Origin of the sequence: Limnohabitans sp. Hippo3 (assembly GCF_003063665.1) — a bacterium.
Taxonomy (GTDB): domain Bacteria; phylum Pseudomonadota; class Gammaproteobacteria; order Burkholderiales; family Burkholderiaceae_C; genus Limnohabitans_A.
Map to the genome: position 1 here is coordinate 393,437 of NZ_NESF01000001.1, position 16,847 is coordinate 410,283.

15 protein-coding genes are annotated in these 16,847 nt (G+C 62.5%); 3 read left to right on the plus strand and 12 right to left on the minus strand.

The window, feature by feature from the left end:
- Window positions 1–50: 50 nt before the first annotated feature.
- From B9Z34_RS01865 to B9Z34_RS01900, 8 genes are all read right to left on the minus strand, one after another.
- Window positions 51–266, minus strand: a complete 216-nt coding sequence (locus B9Z34_RS01865; RefSeq protein ID WP_108426855.1) for a DUF465 domain-containing protein — start codon at window positions 264–266, stop codon at window positions 51–53.
- The gene (locus tag B9Z34_RS01870) at window positions 266–604 is read right to left on the minus strand and encodes a hypothetical protein (RefSeq protein WP_108426400.1); all 339 of its coding nucleotides are present in this window, start codon (window positions 602–604) and stop codon (window positions 266–268) included. The genes B9Z34_RS01865 and B9Z34_RS01870 overlap by 1 nt, the downstream gene beginning before the upstream one ends.
- Entirely contained in the window at window positions 601–1,698 is a 1,098-nt protein-coding gene (gene zapE / locus B9Z34_RS01875) for a cell division protein ZapE (protein WP_108426401.1), read from the minus strand. The genes B9Z34_RS01870 and zapE overlap by 4 nt, the downstream gene beginning before the upstream one ends.
- Before the next feature lie 112 nt (window positions 1,699–1,810).
- The gene (gene lpdA / locus B9Z34_RS01880; RefSeq protein ID WP_108426856.1) at window positions 1,811–3,238 is read right to left on the minus strand and encodes a dihydrolipoyl dehydrogenase; all 1,428 of its coding nucleotides are present in this window, start codon (window positions 3,236–3,238) and stop codon (window positions 1,811–1,813) included.
- A gap of 60 nt (window positions 3,239–3,298) precedes the next feature.
- On the minus strand, window positions 3,299–4,555 hold the full coding sequence (gene odhB, locus B9Z34_RS01885) for a 2-oxoglutarate dehydrogenase complex dihydrolipoyllysine-residue succinyltransferase (RefSeq protein ID WP_108426402.1): 1,257 nt from the start codon (window positions 4,553–4,555) through the stop codon (window positions 3,299–3,301).
- Between the two features lie 40 nt (window positions 4,556–4,595).
- Complete coding sequence (locus B9Z34_RS01890) at window positions 4,596–7,463, minus strand: 2-oxoglutarate dehydrogenase E1 component (protein ID WP_108426403.1); 2,868 nt, start codon at window positions 7,461–7,463, stop codon at window positions 4,596–4,598.
- A gap of 227 nt (window positions 7,464–7,690) precedes the next feature.
- Entirely contained in the window at window positions 7,691–9,589 is a 1,899-nt protein-coding gene (locus B9Z34_RS01895) for a propionate--CoA ligase (protein WP_108426857.1), read from the minus strand.
- A gap of 176 nt (window positions 9,590–9,765) precedes the next feature.
- Window positions 9,766–10,371 carry an isochorismatase family protein gene (locus B9Z34_RS01900; RefSeq protein WP_108426404.1) on the minus strand — a complete coding sequence of 202 codons (606 nt, stop codon included), beginning with the start codon at window positions 10,369–10,371 and terminating at the stop codon, window positions 9,766–9,768.
- 86 nt (window positions 10,372–10,457) lie between these two features.
- Between B9Z34_RS01900 and B9Z34_RS01905 the strand changes: the two genes are divergently transcribed.
- Window positions 10,458–11,165 carry a VOC family protein gene (locus B9Z34_RS01905; RefSeq protein WP_108426405.1) on the plus strand — a complete coding sequence of 236 codons (708 nt, stop codon included), beginning with the start codon at window positions 10,458–10,460 and terminating at the stop codon, window positions 11,163–11,165.
- Between the two features lie 28 nt (window positions 11,166–11,193).
- Here the strand turns inward: B9Z34_RS01905 and B9Z34_RS01910 are convergent, their stop codons facing one another.
- Together B9Z34_RS01910 and B9Z34_RS01915 are read right to left on the minus strand one after the other, a co-directional pair.
- Window positions 11,194–11,688, minus strand: coding sequence for a hypothetical protein (locus B9Z34_RS01910; RefSeq protein ID WP_108426406.1), 495 nt, complete (start codon window positions 11,686–11,688; stop codon window positions 11,194–11,196).
- 136 nt (window positions 11,689–11,824) lie between these two features.
- Entirely contained in the window at window positions 11,825–13,921 is a 2,097-nt protein-coding gene (locus B9Z34_RS01915; protein ID WP_233249369.1) for an ATP-dependent DNA helicase RecQ, read from the minus strand.
- A 312-nt stretch (window positions 13,922–14,233) separates the two neighbouring features.
- Between B9Z34_RS01915 and B9Z34_RS14665 the strand changes: the two genes are divergently transcribed.
- Both B9Z34_RS14665 and B9Z34_RS01925 read left to right on the plus strand, forming a co-directional pair.
- A complete protein-coding gene (locus B9Z34_RS14665; protein WP_233249370.1) occupies window positions 14,234–14,335 on the plus strand; it encodes a DUF6488 family protein in 102 nt (33 codons plus the stop codon).
- Between the two features lie 3 nt (window positions 14,336–14,338).
- Complete coding sequence (locus tag B9Z34_RS01925; protein WP_233249371.1) at window positions 14,339–15,391, plus strand: DMT family transporter; 1,053 nt, start codon at window positions 14,339–14,341, stop codon at window positions 15,389–15,391.
- 15 nt (window positions 15,392–15,406) lie between these two features.
- Here the strand turns inward: B9Z34_RS01925 and B9Z34_RS01930 are convergent, their stop codons facing one another.
- Together B9Z34_RS01930 and B9Z34_RS14535 are read right to left on the minus strand one after the other, a co-directional pair.
- Window positions 15,407–16,585, minus strand: a complete 1,179-nt coding sequence (locus B9Z34_RS01930; protein WP_108426408.1) for a YbfB/YjiJ family MFS transporter — start codon at window positions 16,583–16,585, stop codon at window positions 15,407–15,409.
- 53 nt (window positions 16,586–16,638) lie between these two features.
- On the minus strand, window positions 16,639–16,806 hold the full coding sequence (locus B9Z34_RS14535; RefSeq protein ID WP_158268688.1) for a hypothetical protein: 168 nt from the start codon (window positions 16,804–16,806) through the stop codon (window positions 16,639–16,641).
- Window positions 16,807–16,847: the final 41 nt, after the last annotated feature.

The window sequence follows — 16,847 nt, forward strand, 5'->3', positions numbered from 1 at the left end:
CAAGGCCCCGTGGCTGGACAGGGTTTCAGAGACCCTTTGCTGCAACAAACTCAAGCAGGCTCCTTGGGGTCCAGCATCCACTGCAGCCTGGCCATTTGGTCACGCAAAGCCAAACGCCGTTTTTTGAGCCGTCGCAGCAGCAGCTCGTCCAGGGGCTGCGGAGCCAGCGCGGCCTGGTCAATCAAGGCGTCCAGATCGGCATGCGCCATCTGGCACTCGATCAACTGCCGCTGGGGCGAGCGCAGGTCTTCGGCAGAAGTGTCCATCATGGCGGATTGGGCTGACCGGTTTGCTTGCCCTGCAAGCGCAGATCGCGCTGCTCGGTTCGCCACTGGCGCTCTTGGGCATTCAGCAGCAAGTCTTGTTGACGCAAGGGTTCCAGCGCGGCACGGCGGGTTTTGCGGGCATTGCTCAGGCAGGCGTTGACCGCAAATTTTTGCCAGCAGGCTTTGGCTTCCTCCTGGTAGACCGCCATGACCTCGGCACGTTGGCTGGCCACAGCTTCGCGCTGCAACCGGATGAATTCCGGCTCGCCCACCAAGGATTGTGCGCACAGCCAGGTCGTCGACAGCGCGGTCAAAGCCGCCAATGCACAGCGTTTCATGTGAGGTGTGTGTCCACGGTACGGTGTTCAAGTGCCAGGAACTCGCTCGACTGCATCTCATGCAGACGCGAGACGGTACGCGGAAACTCATGCGACATCGGGCCCGAGGTGTACAGCCCTTCGGGGGGCACAGCGGCCGACATGATGAGTTTGACCCGGCGGTCGTACAGCACGTCGATCAGCCAGGTGAAGCGCCGCGCTTCAGACGCCATGCTGACGGGCATGTGCGGCACGTTGCTCAGCAGCACGGTGTGGTACTGCGTGGCGATTTCGAGATAATCGTTTTGCGAACGCGGGCCGCCGCAAATGGCCTTGAAGTCAAACCAGACCACATCGCCCGCACGTCGCTTGGCGGTGATTTCGCGCGCTTCGATGTGCAGCACCGGGTCTTCGTCCGGCCCGGTGGCCAGACGGTTGAAGGCGTCGTTCATCTCGGCATCGGCCTGTTCGCCCAGAGGCGAGTGGTATAGCTTGACCATCTCGAGCGTTCGGCGGCGGTAATCGGTGCCGTTGTCCACATTGAGCACCTGCATGCGCTGGTTCAGCAAAGCAATCGCGGGCAAGATGCGGTCGCGGTGCAGACCATCGGGGTACAGGCCATCGGGCTCGAAGTTGGAGGTGGTGACAAAGCCCACGCCGTTGTCGAACAGCGCCACCAGCAGGCGGTGCAGGATCATGGCATCGGTGATGTCGGCCACGTGAAACTCGTCAAAACAGATCAGCTGGTAACGCTTGGCCATGCGTTTGCCCAGCTCATCGAGCGGGTTCACCGTGCCCTGGATGGCAGTCAGCTCGCGGTGCACCTCGCGCATGAATTCGTGGAAATGCAGGCGGGTTTTGCGCTCAACCGGCACCGCCGCAAAAAAGCAGTCCATCAGGAAGCTCTTTCCACGCCCCACCCCGCCAAACATGTAGACCCCCTTGGGGATCTCGGGGCGGCTGAGGAATTTGCCCAGCAAGCTTGAACGTTTGTTTTGGTAAGCCGCCCACTCCTTGGCGCAGCGCTCCAGCGCCTCGATGGCTCGGAGCTGGGCAGGGTCGCTTTGGTAGCCCCGTTTTTGGAGTTCTTCTTCGTAAACGGCACGAACGGACATGGGTGGCTTGCTCTTCGATTCAAAACAAAACCCGGGACCAGGCCCGGGTTTTCAGGGATGCAGAACTTTAACCCAACTCACCCGGCGCTGCAGTGCCGGATGCATCAAGGGCTCAGAAGTTCAGCGTGCGTTTGTCCACTGCCAAAGCAGCTTCCTTGGTGGCTTCGCTCAAGGACGGGTGCGCGTGGCAGATGCGGGCAATGTCTTCCGCGCTAGCACGGAATTCCATGGCCACCACCGCCTCGGCGATCAGCTCGGACACCTGGGGGCCCACCATGTGCACGCCCAGAATTTCGTCGGTTGTGGCATCGGCCAGGAACTTCACCATGCCGGTGGTGTCGCCCAAAGCGCGGGCACGGCCGTTAGCCAGGAACGGGAAGGTGCCGGCCTTGTACGCTACGCCGTCGGCTTTGAGCTGCTGCTCGGTGCGGCCAACCCAGGCGATTTCAGGGCTGGTGTAGATGACCCAAGGAATGGTGTTGAAGTTGACGTGCCCGTGCTGACCGGCAATGCGCTCGGCCACAGCCACACCCTCTTCTTCGGCTTTGTGCGCCAACATCGGGCCACGCACCACGTCGCCCACCGCCCAGACGCCAGGCAGGTTGGTTTTGCAGTCAGCGTCCACCACAATCGCGCCACGCTCGTCCAATTGCAGACCCACGGCTTCGGCGTTCAGGCCAATGGTGTTGGGCACACGGCCGATCGACACGATGAGCTTGTCCGCGTCGAGCACCACCGCTTCGCCTTTGGCATTGGTGTAGTTGACGGTCACGCCCTTCTTGCCGTTGACGATCTCGCCGACTTTCACGCCCAGCTCGATCTTCAGGCCTTGTTTGTCAAAGGCCTTCTTGGCTTCCTTGGCGATTTGCTCGTCCACCGCGCCCAGGAACGTGGGCAGGCCTTCGAGGATGGTCACGTCCGCACCCAGACGACGCCACACAGAGCCCATTTCCAAACCGATCACGCCCGAGCCGATCAAGGCCAGCTTCTTGGGCACAGCGCCCACGCGCAGCGCGCCGTCGTTCGACAACACATTGACTTCGTCAAACGGGGTGCCAGGCAGCGCACGGGCGTTGGAGCCGGTGGCGATGATGACCTGCTTGGCCGTGATGTCCTCTTCGGTCTTGCCCGCCACGTGGATGGTGTAACCGCCTTCAGCCTTGCCAGCAAAGCTGCCACGACCGTGGAAGAAAGTGACCTTGTTTTTCTTCAGCAGGTACAAGATGCCGTCGTTGTTTTGCTTCACGACGCTGTCCTTGCGGGCAATCATCTTGGCCACATCCATCTTCACGTCCTTGGCGGTGATGCCATGCTCTGCGAAATGGTGGTTGGCGTGCTCAAAGTGCTCGCTGGACTGCAACAAGGCTTTGGAGGGGATGCAACCCACGTTGGTGCAGGTGCCACCGGGGGCTGGACCGCCGGCTGCGTTTTTCCACTCGTCGATACAAGCGACCTGAAAACCGAGTTGTGCAGCGCGGATGGCTGAGATGTAGCCACCGGGGCCACCACCAATGACGACGACGTCGAATTGTTTGCTCATGGGAAATGCCTTCTGGATGAAAAACGCCCCCTGGGCAGGGGGCATTCAAAACAAGGGGGTTTAGATGTCGAACAGCAGGCGGGCTGGGTCTTCCAGCGCTTCCTTCATGGCGACCAGCCCCAAAACAGCTTCGCGGCCGTCGATGATGCGGTGGTCGTACGACATGGCGAAGTAGTTCATGGGGCGAACCACGACCTGGCCGTTTTCCACCATGGCGCGGTCTTTGGTCGCGTGCACGCCCAAAATCGCGGACTGGGGTGGGTTGATGATGGGCGTGGACATCATCGAGCCGAAGGTGCCGCCGTTGGAGATGGAGAACGTACCGCCGGTCATCTCTTCGATGCCCAGCTTGCCGTCACGGGCCTTCACGCCAAACTCGGCGATCTTTTTCTCGATGTCGGCAAAGCTCATCTGGTCAGCGTTGCGCAGGATGGGCACCACCAAACCGCGAGGTGAGCCCACCGCGATACCGATGTCGAAGTAGCCGTGGTACACGATGTCGTTGCCGTCCACCGAAGCGTTCAAGACCGGGAATTTCTTCAGTGCGTGCACAGCGGCTTTGACGAAGAAGCTCATGAAGCCCAGCTTGACGCCGTGCTCCTTCTCGAAACGCTCTTGCATGCGCTTGCGCATCTCCATGACCGGGGCCATGTTGATTTCGTTGAAGGTGGTCAGGATGGCGTTGGTCGACTGCGATTGCAGCAAACGCTCGGCCACGCGGGCGCGCAGACGGGTCATGGGCACGCGCTGCTCTGGGCGGTCGCCCAGATTGACGGCAGGCGCTGACACCTGAGGCAATGCCTTGGTGGGCACACCTGTGGGAATCACGGCAGCCGCGGACTTGACACCACCGGCCACAGCGGAGAGCACATCGCCTTTGGTCACGCGGCCATCTTTGCCGGAACCGGCCACCGAGCCAGCGGCCAGGTGGTTGTCGGCCATCAGCTTGGCAGCGGCAGGCATGGCCACGCCAGCCATGCTGCCACCGGTGGCTGCAGCAGCTGCGGCCACGGGGGCAGCGGCAGGCGCTGCAACAGCCGCAGCGGCTGGGGCCGCCGCGGCAGCACCGGCCTTGCCTTCGGTGTCGATGCGGGCAATCAGCTGCTCGGCAGTGACGGTGCCGCCATCGGCCACGAGGATTTCCGAAATCACGCCAGCGGAAGGCGCTGGCACTTCCAGCACGACCTTGTCGGTTTCGATTTCGATCAGGATTTCATCGGCCGCAACGGCTTCGCCGATTTTCTTTTTCCACTGCAGCATGGTGGCTTCGGCCACGGACTCGGAGAGTTGGGGAACTTTGACTTCTACGATCGCCATGTTGAATTCTCTTTAAAAGTTAAACGCCGGTTTGTTTGGATCACTTGGTCAGCACGAAGCCCTTGAGCTTCGCGAAAGCCGCCTCGATGAGGGCTTTTTGCTGGTCCTGGTGCAGGTGTGAATAACCCACCGCAGGCGAAGCCGACGCAGCGCGACCGGCATAACCGAGCTTCTGACCACCTTGCATGTTCTCGTGGATGTTGTGCTGGATGAAGAACCAGGCACCCTGGTTCTGTGGCTCGTCCTGGCACCACACGATGTCGGTGGCGTTGGGGTACTTTTTGATCTCTGCAGCGAAAGCCTTGTGTGGGAAGGGGTAGAGCTGCTCCAGACGGATGATGGCCACGTCGTCGATGCCCTTGGCCTCGCGGTGCTTGACCAGGTCGTAATAGACCTTGCCCGAGCAAGCGATCACGCGCTTGACCTTGTCGGCCTTGATGTCCCGGGTTTCACCGATGACGGTCTGGAAACTGCCTTTGGTGAATTCGGACACCGGGCTGGTGGCGTCCTTGTTGCGCAGCAGCGATTTGGGCGTGAAGATGACCAAAGGCTTGCGCAGATCGCGCACCATCTGGCGACGCAGCACATGGAAGATCTGGCTGGCCGTGGTGGGCTGCACCAGCTGCATGTTGGTGTCGGCCGCGAGTTGCATGAAGCGCTCAACACGGGCCGAGCTATGCTCGGGGCCCTGGCCTTCGTAGCCGTGCGGCAGCATCAGGGTGATGCCGTTGACACGGCCCCACTTGACTTCGCCCGAAGCAATAAACTGGTCGATCACCACCTGCGCACCGTTGGCGAAGTCGCCGAACTGGGCTTCCCAGATCACCAGGGTGTTGGGGTCGTTGGAGGCGTAGCCGTATTCATAGGCCAGCACGGCCTCTTCCGACAGGATCGAGTCGATGACGACAAACGGGGCCTGCTTGTCCGAGACGTTTTGCAGGGCGACGTAAGTGCCGGTGTCCCATTTCTCACGCTTTTGATCGTGAATGACCGCGTGGCGGTGTGTGAACGTGCCGCGGCCGCAGTCTTCGCCGGACAGACGCACGGGGTAGCCACTGGCGACCAAGGAGGCAAAAGCCATGTGCTCGCCCATGCCCCAGTCCACGGGAATCTCGCCTCGGCCCATGGCCGCGCGGTCGTCATAGACCTTCTTGACCAGCTGGTGCGGGGTGACCGATTCGGGGATGGTCGAGATTTTCTCGGCCAGACGCTTCCAGTCGGCCAAAGGAATGGAAGTGTCGCCTGCATCGGTCCACTTCTTGCCCATGAAGGGCGCCCAGTTCACGGTGAATTGGGTCTTGATGTTGGTCAACACGGGCTCGGTCGTGTTCTTGCCAGCGTCCAGTGCAGCGCGGTAGGCCTTGGCCATGTCGTCGCCCAGGGTCTCACCCAGGCCTTGTGTGGCCAGCTTGTCGGCAAACAGCTTGCGCGTGCCGGGGTGGGTCGCGATCTTTTTGTACATCAGCGGCTGGGTCAGCGCAGGGGTGTCCTGCTCGTTGTGGCCCAGTTTGCGGAAGCACACCACGTCCAACACCACGTCCTTGCGGAAGGTCATGCGGTACTCCAGGGCCAGCTGGGTAGCGAGCACCACGGTTTCCGGATCGTCACCGTTGACGTGCAGCACAGGCGCTTCGACCATCTTGACGATGTCGGTGCAGAACACGCTCGAGCGCATGTCGCGAGGGTCTGAGGTGGTGAAACCGATCTGGTTGTTGATGATGATGTGCACCGTGCCACCTGTGGAATAACCACGGGTTTGCGCGAGCGCAAAAGTTTCCTGGTTCACGCCCTGGCCACCGAACGCGGCGTCGCCATGAACCAGCACGGGCAGCACTTGCTTGCCCAGCGGGTCGTTGCGGCGGTCCATGCGGGCACGCACCGAGCCTTCGACCACGGGGTTCACGATTTCCAGGTGCGAGGGGTTGAACGCCAGCGACAGGTGGACCGGGCCACCGGGGGTGTTCACGTCCGAGCTGAAACCCTGGTGGTATTTCACGTCACCCGCAGGCAGGTCTTCGGGGGCGGTGTGGTCGAATTCGGCAAACAGGTCCGCAGGCAACTTGCCCATGGTGTTGACCAGCACGTTCAAGCGGCCGCGGTGGGCCATGCCGATCACGACTTCCTGCACGCCTTGCGCGCCAGCGGACTGAATCAGTTCGTCCATCGCTGCGATGAAGCTTTCGCCGCCTTCGAGCGAGAAACGCTTCTGGCCCACGTATTTGGTGTGCAAATAGCGCTCCAGACCTTCGGCAGCCGTCAGGCGGTCGAGGATCTGCTTTTTCTTCTCAGCGCCGAAATTCGGTTTGCTGCGGATGCTTTCGAGCTTTTGCTGCCACCAGCGCTTTTCGGCCTGCTCGGTGGTGTACATGTACTCAGCCCCCAGCGTGCCGCAATAGGTCTCGCGCAGCGCATTGAGCAGCTCGCGCAGTGGCATGTTGTTCTTGCCAAAGAAGGTGTTGCTGGTGTCGAACACGGTTTCCTGGTCGGCATCGGTGAAGCCGTAGAAAGCGGGGTCGAGGTCAGGGATGTTGGGGCGCTCGGTGCGCTTCAGAGGGTCTAGGTCGGCCCAGCGCTGGCCCACGTTGCGGTAGGCGGCGATCAGCTGTTGAACGGCGGTGCGCTTGCGGCCCATTTCAACGTTTTCGCTGGCCATGACCACTTTGGTGCCACCGGCTTTGGCGCGTTCGGCGAAAGCGTTGATGACAGGCAGGTGGGGCACGTCTTTGGCGTTGGAGCCGTCGACGGCGGGAACGTGCTGGAGTGCGTCGAAGTACTCGCGCCAGGAGTCGGGCACGCTGCCTGGGTTGGCCAGGTAGTTCTCGTACATCTCTTCGACGTACGGGCCGTTACCTCCGAAAAGGTGGGTGTTGCCTGAATAGGCAGCGTAGACGGAATTAGTCTCGCTCATGTTTCGCTGACCTCCGTTCCCCTCTGGGAAACATTAGTTGGTTGAGAATTACCTTCCGCGACACGGCTGAACCGGTTGGCGGATGCGACTGTGGCAGGGGAAGGGCCTGAGTACAACGCGCATTGTGCCACGGCTTGTCCGATACCAAACTTACAGCGGCACGGAACCCGACGGGTGGAAGGCGATTGGGATAAAAAAAGACCCCGCCAAAGCGGGGTCAGGGTGCATCAGCCTTTGACCAGGTCCACGATCTGCTGCAATGCGGCGGGATCGTCCATGGTGGTCAGGTCGCCCGGGTCGCGCCCCTCGGCCACGGCCTGGATGGCACGGCGCAGCAGCTTGCCGCTGCGCGTCTTGGGCAAAGCCGAGACGAAGAACACGCGCGAGGGTCGGGCCACCGCGCCCAGCTGCGAGTCCACCACCTTCATGACTTCGCCTTCGAGCTTCAGGCGCGCTGCCGCGTCCGTCAGGCCCGAGGTGTCCTTGGCAATCGCAAAGGCCATGGCCACCTGCCCCTTGAGCTGGTCGGCCACACCCACCACCGCCACCTCGGCCACATTGGGGTGGCTGGAGATGCTTTCCTCGATCTCGCGGGTGCCCAAGCGGTGACCGGCCACGTTGATCACGTCGTCGGTACGGCCCAAGATGAAGTAATAACCATCTTCGTCACGCACCGCCCAATCGAAGGTGCTGTAGACCACCTTATTGGGCACGGTCTTCCAGTAGGTCTTGACAAAACGCTCGTCGTCACCCCAGATGGTCTGCAGGTTGCCGGGGGGCAAGGGGCCTTCGATGGTCAATACGCCCTTCTGGTTGGCGCCCGTCAACTCTTCGCCCGTCTGGTCGTCGACCAGTTTGACGTTGTAGCCGTAAATCGCCTTGCCGGGCGAGCCAAACTTGCTCGGCGCTTTTTCCACGCCGTTGCAAATGCTCAAAATCGGCCAGCCAGTTTCGGTCTGCCAGTAGTTGTCGATGATGGCCTTGCCGTTCAGGCCTTCGGAAATCCACTTGGCAGTCGGCTCGTCCAGCGGCTCACCCGCCAGGAACAGCGCCTGCAGGCTGGACAGGTCGTACTTGGTGAGCAAGGCCGGATCCTGCTTTTTGAGCACCCGGATGGCCGTGGGGGCGCTGAACATGACCTGGACTTTGTACTTCTCGACCAGGCTCCACCAGATGCCGCCATCCGGGCGGATGGGCAGGCCTTCATAAAGGATGGTGGCCATGCCGCCAATCAGTGGGCCGTAGATGATGTAGCTGTGGCCCACCACCCAGCCGATGTCGCTGGTGCAGAAAAAGGTGCCACCCGGCTTACCTTCAAAGATGTTGGGAATGCTGGCGGCCAGGGCCACGGTGTAGCCCCCGGTGTCGCGTTGCACGCCCTTGGGCTTGCCGGTGGTGCCCGAGGTGTAGAGCGTGTAGCTGGGGTGGGTGGATTCGACCCAGACGCAGGGCACGACCGCATCCATGTGCTTGCCCCGTTCGGTGGCGTAGTCCACATCGCGGCCGGGCACAGGTGTGAACGGTGCCAGATGGCGGTCCACCATGACCACCTTGGCCGGCTTGTGGGCGGACAGCTTGATCGCTTCGTCGAGCAGCGGCTTGTAGGGCACGCCCTTGCCGCCGCGCGAACCCGCATCGGCGCTGATGATCACCTTGGGAGAAGCGTCTTCAATACGCGTGGCCAGCGAGTGCGAAGCAAAACCGCCAAACACCACCGAGTGGATCGCCCCCAGGCGCACGCAAGCGAGCATGGCAAAAGCCGCCTCGGCGATCATGGGCATGTAAATCAGCACGCGGTCGCCCTTGACCACACCCAGGTCTTGCAAGATGGCGGCCATGCGCTGCACTTCGGCGTGCAGCTCGCGGAAGGTGTAGGTTTTTTCCTGATCGGTCTCGGTCGAGACGAAGATCAGAGCGGGCTGGTCGGCGCGCTCGGCCAGGTGGCGGTCGACTGCGTTGTGGCACAGGTTGGTCTGCCCCCCCACAAACCACTTGGCAAAGGGTGGGTTGCTGTAGTCGCAAATTTGCTGCGGCGGGACCTTCCAGTCCACCAGTTTGGCCTGCTCGGCCCAGAAAGCGTCGCGGTCGTTGATCGAGCGTGCGTGAAAGTCAGCAAAGCTGCCCATGAAAGTCTCCTGAATGCCGGCCAAATGAATTCCCGGAGGGTGTGCCAGCCCCGTGACGGACACCCTTCTGAATTCATAATTATGAGCAAGGGACTTGCAACAAGCTGACTTCAAGCCCCGCAAGGTTCAGCGCACAGCAGGCACCTGACGGGGTGCCCGCCCATGCGCCTGAAGGTTCACTTGAAGAGGGTTTGCAGCAGCTTGAAATCCGGGTGTTCGGCGGTGCGAACCCACTCGAATGCCACCATCTCGGCGGTCACCAGTTCGGCCCCTGCCCCGGCCAAACGGTCATACGCGGCGTCGCGGTTACGCTCGGTGCGCGAGCTGCAGGCATCGGTCACCACCCACACCTCGAATTCGTCTTCCAGCAGATCGAGCGCGGTCTGCAGCAGGCAAATGTGCGCCTCGCACCCGGCCAGCACGATGGTCTTGCGCGGCTCAGCCCCGGGCTGGGGCTTTTGCAGGTGACGCGGCAAGCTGCGGGCGTTGCCGCGCGGGGCCTGCACCGGCACGGGCTGCAGCCATTCGCCCAAGCCTTCTTCAACGGCGCTGAACTGCATCTTGGCCAGCACCTGGCGGCAGTGGCTGCGGATTTCGGGCGGCATCTCGCCCAAACGCGAGGGGTTTTGCTCGGTGCCCCAGGTGGGCACTTCCAGCGCCTGCGCCAAGGTGGCCAGGCGTGCCGCGTTGGCCCAGACGGCATCGGCGTCCAGCATCGCGGGCTTCAGGCGGGCCTGAAAATCCACCAGCACCAACTGGCTTTCATCTGCATCGATCAACATAAAGACTCCCAAAACGTCAGCCGCGATTGTCGCAGGCGCGGGCAGGCATCCGTTATGCTCAGCGGCAAGCTTTGATCTGAAAAAAAATGAAAACACAAATTGACCACCTGGTGGTGATGGCCTCGTCCTTGGACGCAGGCGTGCAATGGTGCGAAGAGACCCTGGGCATCACCCCCGGCCCAGGCGGCGAACACGAAAAATACGGCACGCACAACCGGCTGTTCAAGATTGCATCGCCCAAATTTCCTTTGGCTTACGTTGAAATCATCGCCATCAACCCCGATGCAGTCATCCCCAAACGCTCACAGGTGCCCCGCTGGTTCGACATGGACGACAAGGCCTTGCAAAAAGCCGTGGCCGAGCAACCCCGGCTGATCCACTTCGTGACCAGCACCGATGACATCAAAGCCGCCCGGCATGTGCTGCGCACCCAGGGCATTGAACGCGGCCAAGTGGTGCACGCCACCCGCAAATCGGGCAAAGGCACCCTGAATTGGCAAATCACCGTGCGCGAAGACGGCGAGCGCCTGTTCAACGGCACCTTGCCCACCTTGATCCAGTGGGGCAAGCCCGATGCCACCGACCCGCTGCGTCTGCACCCGCGCAACAGCCTACCCCGCTCGGGCGTCACCCTGCAAAGCCTGGCGGTGAGCCACCCGAGTGCCGCCAAACTGCAAGCCGCCTACGATGCAATTGGCCTTGAGGGCGTCAACGTCAACGAGGGTCCGGCCAATCTGGTCGCCACCTTGCAAACCCCAAAGGGATTGGTCCAGCTGCAAAGCCTGGGAATTTGAGCCCCAAAGCAGCCGGGCTCAGCATGCTTCAGCGCCGTCCATTGCCCGGCCTGGCAAAGTCGGCGTCCACCCAGGCCTGGGCTGTTTGCCGGTTCAGCTTGAAACCCGCCTCCACCTTGACTTCGGCCAACGCATCCCCGCCCTCGTACTGCGCACGCAGCACCGCGTAGGGGTTGTCCTCGTCGGGCACGATGCACAGCAACACCGTGACGCGGCTGTCTTGGCCATTGACAGTCACGCTTTGGTTGATCTGTGCATGCAGCTGCTGCTCGCTGCGACGCACAAACTCGCTGGCGGTTTTGACCAAGGTGATGAAGGCCGCGCCGTCCAGCGGCTTGGGGTTCTTTTTGTCGCGCCCCATGGTCCAGGGGCCGACCAATGCGGGCTCGGATTCACCGGCCTTGAACATCGCCACCGCCCAACCATCGTCGTCCTCGTTTTTGATGACCTGGGCCGTCCATTGTTCGTCTTGCCAAAGGCGGGGTTCTTGCAGCAGGGGCGTGTCGTGTGCGTCGTCGGTCATGGTGAAATTGCCAAAAATTGGTGCCGATCATGCACCAAGGCATTTTGCAGGTCGCAGCTTCAGCTCCAAAAGGTGTGAGCTTGGCGCACACCACATGTCGGGGCCAAAGCCCGCGACCTAAAAGACCTGCTCAGTTTCAAGGCCGCAGGTGCAAGGCCAGCAAGAGCACCTGGCTCGCCCCCTGCTCGCGCAACAGCGCGGCCGCCACTGTGGCCGTCCAGCGGGTGCGCACATCGGTGGCCACCAGCAGCACCGGCCCGGCGGGCAGCGCGGCATCGGGTGCCAGGCGAATGGCCGACTCCAGATGTGCCACCACGGGCGTGGAGGCGCTGTCGTCGGGCGCGGGGCCGCCGCGCCAGCTGAACACGTCGTGCAAGGGCAATCGGCCTTTGTGGGCGATGTGCGCCGCCAATTGCCGGTTGGCGGCCATGTTCGGCGCGGGCAGCGGCACCACACAGACGGGCCGCGCAGGCCAGGTTTTGGCCCAACGGCCCAGCGTGGCCACGGCCCCGGCCAGCAGGTCAGGCGGCACCTCGCCTGAGCCTGCGCCCTGCCCGTCTGTGGCCAAGCGCAGCGCCTGCAGCTCGGCCACCCAGCCCGGGTCATCGGCAAAGGCCACAGCGCGGCCCACGTCAAAGCCGCGAATACTCCCTTTGCGCCCCACCCCGGCGGGCCAGCGTTTGCGCGGCTCGATGTCCACGTCCATGCCGCGCAAAAAGTTACGAGCGGCGATCAATTTGTCTTGTGATGGCGACAGGCCTGGAAACGGCAAGTTCCCGGTGCACACCGAGCAACGTCCGCAGGGCGCGGGCGAAGGGTCGTCCAGCGCGGTTTGCAAATACGCCATCAGGCAACCCGCACCGTGCGCGTACTGGCGCATGATGCCCGCCTCTTGCTGGCGCACCTGGGCCAGCGCGGTCCATTTGGCACTGTCGTGTTCATAGGGCACGCCCGTGGCGCGCCAAGTGGGGCCGTCCTTGTCCACCACGCCTTCGACGGCCAGAATTTTGAGCAGCGCTTCCAGCCGCCCCCGCCGCACGCCCGTGTCGGCTTCGATCTCCAGCAAGCTGCGCCCGTCGTTGCCCAAACTTTGCAACACCTTGGCAGCCGTGGCCGCGTCCGGAATCGACGCGATGGCGAAGTAATCCCAAATGCGCTCGTCGGCACCGGACGGCAGCAACACCCCTTCGGCATGCGCCACTGCCCTGCCCGCCCGCCCCACCTGCTGGTAATAAGCCACCGGGGTCGACGGTGAGCCCACATGCACACAAAAGCCCAGGTCCGGCTTGTCGTAACCCATGCCCAGCGCCGAAGTGGCCACCACCACCTTGACCTGGTTGTGGCGCAAACGCTCTTCCACTTTGAGGCGCGTGTCGGCGTCGGTCTGACCGGAATACGCATCCACCGCATGGCCGCAGCTGCGCAAAAAAGCCGTGAGCCGCTCGGCTTCGGCCACGGTCAGCACGTACACAATGCCCGAGCCAGGCAATTGCTCCAAGGCATCCGCAATCCAGGCGTAGCGCTGCAAGGGCGACAAGCCCGGAACCACCGACAGCGTGAGCGAGGTGCGCGCCAGCGTGCCGCGAAAAGTCACCGTGCCCGCGCCCAACTGCTTGCCAATGTCCAGCGTGACCCGCTGATTGGCCGTGGCCGTGGTGGCGAGCACGCTGGCCGTGGGCGTCGAGAGCAGCGCCCGCGCCAGCCGCTGGTAGTCGGGCCGAAAGTCAAAACCCCAATCGCTGATGCAATGCGCCTCGTCGATCACGATCAGACCCACCCGGGCCAGCAAAGCGCCCAACCGCGCCGCAAATCGCGGGTTGCCCAGCCGTTCGGGCGAGACCAGCAGCACGTCGATGGCGTCCTGGTCCAGCCGCTCAAACACCTCGTCCCAGTCATCGATGTTGGTGGAGTTCACGGTGGCTGCCTTCAGGCCCGCCCGCTCGGCGGCGCTGACCTGGTCGCGCATCAGCGCCAGCAGGGGCGAGACCACCAGCGTGGGACCCGCGCCCGTGCTGCGCATCGCGTGCGTGGCCGCCCAGTACACCGCCGACTTGCCCCAGCCCGTGGCCTGCACCACCAGCACCCGCGAGGCTGGTTGCAGCACGGCGTGCACCGCGTCCACTTGGTCGACCCGGGACACCGCGCCCGCCCCGGCCAGGCGGGGCAGGATGGTGTGCATGTGCTGCTCGGCGAAGTCGCGGTGAAGCAACTGCTGTTGGCTGATGATATCCATGGTCCCCCCCCTGTCGCCTGTCTGGCTTTTTGATTCAGCATGGTGCGGCGATTTTGCGACAACAGCGCCACCTGCACCAGAACTGTTGACCTGCTTGGATGGCGTCTGCACTGACAGCCCCATACAAGTGCTTCCGTGCTGGCTGTACAAGACCTTCTGAACTACATGGTGCAGTGATTTTGCGAAGCAATCATCGTCATGTGCTTTCGTAAAATCTGGTTCACATCACAAAGCGCCCGCGCTACCTTGCTAATACTTGCCCTGATGTGGCAGTCGCTAATGTGGCTCACGCCAGTGGTTGAGGCACGAACCATGGGGCTTGTCCCCACTGCCAAAGACAAATCCAAGGAGACCCTCTACATGTTCTTTACCCTGCCCGGCAACTTCATCGCGGCCAATTTCACCGGTCAATAAAGTGTGAGCCCCGCCTCCCCCCACCCCGCCCTTCGCGGTGGCCTGCTGGCTTTGCTCTCGGCCGCGCTGTTCGGGCTGAGCACGCCCCTGGTGCAAAGCATGGGCCAAGGGCTGGGGCCATTCACGACAGCGGGGTTGTTGTATGCCGGTGCCGCTGGGGTGGCGTGGGTTTCAAGGCGACCGGCCACCCAAGAGGCGCGCCTGCAAAAAAGCGACGCGCCCAGACTGCTGGCCATGGCCGGTACAGGTGCTGTGATCGCACCGGTGGCTTTGGCTTGGGGTTTGCAGCACACCAGCGGTGCCAGCGCCTCGCTGATGCTCACGCTGGAGGCCGTGTTCACGGCGCTCCTGGCCTGGCGTTGGTACGGCGAAACCTTGGACAAAAGGGTGAGCCTGGCGGTGGCCTTGCTGCTGGCGGGCGGCATGGTCCTGGTCGTTGAGCAAGGCGCTTCGGGGCAAGTTCAGCTGTGGGGTTTGCTGGCCGTGATGCTGGCGACCGTGGCCTGGGGAGTGGACAACACCCTGTCACGCAGTGTCGCCGATCGCGATCCGGGCCAGGTGGTTCTGGTTAAAGCCTCGCTGGGCGCAGTGTGCACAGGCTTATTGGCCGGGCTGCTGGCTGAGCCCATGCCGCAGGCTCTGAGTGCTTTGGGACTGGTGGCGGTGGGCGCTACGGGCTACGGCTTGAGCTTGCGGTTTTATTTGCTGGCGCAGCGCAGCTTTGGAGCGGCCCGCACCGGCTCGGTGTTCGCCTTTGCGCCGTTCATCGGCGCTTTGGGCGCCTGGGCCTTGGGTGACCGCTCCGGCACGGGGCTAATGGTCGTGGCCGGTCTGCTGATGTTGGCAGGAGTGCTCCTGCACCTGACGGAAACCCATGCCCACATGCACACCCACGAAGCGCTTGAGCACGAACACGCGCACCGCCATGACGACGGACACCACAACCACGTACACGACCCGATGCCCAGCGGCGTGCACAGCCATCGGCATCGGCATGAAGTCATCACCCACGCCCATGCCTATGTGCCCGATGCCCACCATCGGCACCCTCACTGACGGGCAGTGACCCGGTCAGACCTGGGCGTCTTCCGGCAAGGTGGCCAGCAAGGCCATGCCCAGCAGCATGACCCCGGCGGTCAGCCACAGTGCCCCCTTGAAGGTGCCTGTGGCCTGCGCCATGGCCCCAGCCACCACCGGGGCGACCATTTGCGCGGCACCGTAGCTCAAGGTCAAACGGGCCATGGCCTTGCCGGGGTTTTGCGGGGCCCTGCGCCCCACCAGGGCCAAAGTCAAGCTGACGATGCCAATGAAAGTCGCGCCATACCCGATGGCCCCTAGCAGTGCGGCAGCCAATGAGCCCGACACGGCAGGCAACACCACCGCCACGGTCTGCAAGGCAAAAGCCAGCAGCAAAGCCCGGGTATCACCCAAGCGGCGGGCCACTTTGTCCCACACGAACACCGCGGGCATGGCCGCCAAACCGACCAGCGCCCAAGCCAGTGCGCCCTGTCCTGCCAAGGCGGGTTCGCGCTCGACAATGGCCACGGTGAAGGTGGCGCTGATGACAAAACCCCAACCTGCCGCAAAGTAACTGCCCGCCATGATCAGCATCCAGCGGCGCGACACGGCCGGCCCCGAGTTGCTGGCCGCCGACGGGGCCACAAGAGGCGGCACAGGCGGCCGCCACAGCCAGGCGGGCACAAAAAACACCAAGCCGATCGCTGCAAATGCCAACCACTGCGATGACCAATCGGGCCATAAAAACGACAAGCCCCAGGCCCCCAAAGCCGACACCGCCACGCCCAAGCCGATGCCGATGAAGTACAGCCCCAACTCCGGGCGACGGCCCTGCCGCATCAGCCAACCCAACACCAAGCCCGAGCCCAAGAGCATGCCGCCGGCACCACACAGCCCTCCCAGATAACGCGACAGACCCCAAGCGGGCATCCAGGTGGTGAGCGCCATGGCCGCCGTGGTCAGCAAGGCCATCCACAAGCCCCAGCCGTATAAACGGTGACGCCAGCGCACGTCATCGATCCAGGCCACAGCCAAGGCACCCGAGATGTAGCCTGCGTAATTGATGGCGGCCAAGCCCCCGGCTGCGGCGTCGCTCAAACCGGTCTGCAATTGCATCAGGGGCAGCAAGGGGGTGAAGGCAAAACGGGCCAAACCGATGGTCAACACCAGGCCGCAAATGCCCCCTGTGATGACTTGCCAAGGCTGCAAGTTGGATGTGGGGTGTGAAGACATGTCACCCGCATGTTAACGGCGGACACCGGGACAAAACGGCCAACGATGAGCGCTCACCCCTGAATGCGCTCTTGAGCTTCGTCAATTTTGTTAATTATTTGGATATTTTCAATAAATTCAATCAAAACATCCCCAATTGGGGATGTTCCTGGGAATTGTTTTTCTTGAAAATCCAAACCGCCGTGATGAATGATTTTGATGCTTAAAACCATCTTCGCCATGACCCAACGTCAAGCAACTCAAAAAATCAAAAAAACACCAA

Bases quoted from the DNA above. Each gene is read 5' to 3' on its own strand.
- B9Z34_RS01915 (WP_233249369.1), bottom strand. From the start codon at position 13,921: ATGGATATCATCAGCCAACAGCAGTTGCTTCACCGCGACTTCGCCGAG.
- lpdA (WP_108426856.1), bottom strand. From the start codon at position 3,238: ATGAGCAAACAATTCGACGTCGTCGTCATTGGTGGTGGCCCCGGTGGC.
- B9Z34_RS01910 (WP_108426406.1), bottom strand. From the start codon at position 11,688: ATGACCGACGACGCACACGACACGCCCCTGCTGCAAGAACCCCGCCTT.
- B9Z34_RS14665 (WP_233249370.1), top strand. From the start codon at position 14,234: ATGGGGCTTGTCCCCACTGCCAAAGACAAATCCAAGGAGACCCTCTAC.
- zapE (WP_108426401.1), bottom strand. From the start codon at position 1,698: ATGTCCGTTCGTGCCGTTTACGAAGAAGAACTCCAAAAACGGGGCTAC.
- odhB (WP_108426402.1), bottom strand. From the start codon at position 4,555: ATGGCGATCGTAGAAGTCAAAGTTCCCCAACTCTCCGAGTCCGTGGCC.
- B9Z34_RS01930 (WP_108426408.1), bottom strand. From the start codon at position 16,585: ATGTCTTCACACCCCACATCCAACTTGCAGCCTTGGCAAGTCATCACA.
- B9Z34_RS01895 (WP_108426857.1), bottom strand. From the start codon at position 9,589: ATGGGCAGCTTTGCTGACTTTCACGCACGCTCGATCAACGACCGCGAC.
- B9Z34_RS01890 (WP_108426403.1), bottom strand. From the start codon at position 7,463: ATGAGCGAGACTAATTCCGTCTACGCTGCCTATTCAGGCAACACCCAC.
- B9Z34_RS14535 (WP_158268688.1), bottom strand. From the start codon at position 16,806: ATGGCGAAGATGGTTTTAAGCATCAAAATCATTCATCACGGCGGTTTG.
- B9Z34_RS01900 (WP_108426404.1), bottom strand. From the start codon at position 10,371: ATGTTGATCGATGCAGATGAAAGCCAGTTGGTGCTGGTGGATTTTCAG.
- B9Z34_RS01905 (WP_108426405.1), top strand. From the start codon at position 10,458: ATGAAAACACAAATTGACCACCTGGTGGTGATGGCCTCGTCCTTGGAC.
- B9Z34_RS01865 (WP_108426855.1), bottom strand. From the start codon at position 266: ATGGACACTTCTGCCGAAGACCTGCGCTCGCCCCAGCGGCAGTTGATC.
- B9Z34_RS01870 (WP_108426400.1), bottom strand. From the start codon at position 604: ATGAAACGCTGTGCATTGGCGGCTTTGACCGCGCTGTCGACGACCTGG.